Source organism: Massilia sp. CT11-108, assembly GCF_047302915.1.
Taxonomy (GTDB): domain Bacteria; phylum Pseudomonadota; class Gammaproteobacteria; order Burkholderiales; family Burkholderiaceae_D; genus Telluria; species Telluria orientalis.
The window spans coordinates 1-1,071 of record NZ_JBKYMO010000973.1 but is presented as its reverse complement, the minus strand read 5'-3'; the positions used below and the strand labels follow the sequence as shown (position 1 = coordinate 1,071).

Genomic DNA, 1,071 nt, shown 5'->3' with positions numbered 1-1,071 from the left:
CGCTGGCAGCAGTCGTCCGGCGCCACCGGCTACGCGGTGCTGCGCGCCACGTCCAGCGGCGGCCCCTACACGACCATCGCGGCCAACGTCACGGGCGGCAGCTACATCGACACGTCGGTGACCAACGGCACGACCTACTACTACACCGTCACGGCGACGAACGCGGCCGGCACGAGCGCCAATTCTCCGGAGGACAGCGTCACGCCCGTGCATCCGCTGGCGAACGTCGCCACCGGGGGCACGCCCAACGACAGTGCGAACAACCCGGGCAACGCGAAGTACGTCTTCGACCAGAACTCGGGGTCGTACTGGTTCTACAAGGGCGTGATGGGCTGGCTGCAGTATGACCTCGGCCACACGGAGACGGTCCAGCGCTACACGGTCATCAGCTCCACCGACCTGGTGCCGCGCGATCCGAAGGACTGGCAGTTCCAGGGTTCCAACGACGGCGTGAACTGGACGACGCTCGACACGCAGAGCGGGCAGGCGTTCGCCTCCCGCATCCAGCAGAAGAGCTACGCGATCGCGAGCCCGGGCGCCTATCGCTGGTACCGGCTCAACATCACCTCCAATAACGGCGACAGCACCTTTACGACGCTGTCCGAAATCGGACTGTACGCGGCCAAGCCGTAACGATTCGACCGGCGTAAAAAAACCGGGGCACGCGTGCCCCGGTTTTTCATGGCTTCACGGACTTGAGCGTCATGCGGTCGCTTTCGCCGATCGCCCGGTAGTGCAAGTCAATATGCAGGCTGATTACTTGTCAAAGATATTACCATACTGTGGTAATTTTTATGCTACTCTGATTTCGCTTTATTGCTCCTACCGTGAATAAATCGTTTCCTACACCCTGCCAAAGGAAAAATGATGAAAAAGAGATGGATCGTCGTACCGTGCTTCCTGCTGCTGACCACGCTCGGCGCCCATGCCGCCACGCCCGAGCCGCCGCCCAAGGTTGCCGTCGACAGCGCGATGCGCGTGCAAGCGATCGATGCGCTCGTGGCAAAGCTGAACGATCACTACGTCTTTCCCGACAAGGCCAGGCAGGTCGGGACGGTCCTGCAGCAGCGC

2 protein-coding genes are annotated in these 1,071 nt (G+C 61.8%); both read left to right on the top strand.

Features of this window, described 5'->3' with window-relative positions; translation table 11 throughout:
• Nucleotides 1–633, top strand: a 633-nt coding sequence (locus tag ACEN88_RS32450) for a discoidin domain-containing protein (protein WP_413346348.1), incomplete at its 5' end; no start/stop codon positions are given.
• Nucleotides 634–867: 234 nt separating this feature from the next.
• Nucleotides 868–1,071: hypothetical protein (locus ACEN88_RS32445; RefSeq protein WP_413346347.1), on the top strand; the 204-nt coding region annotated here is incomplete at its 3' end.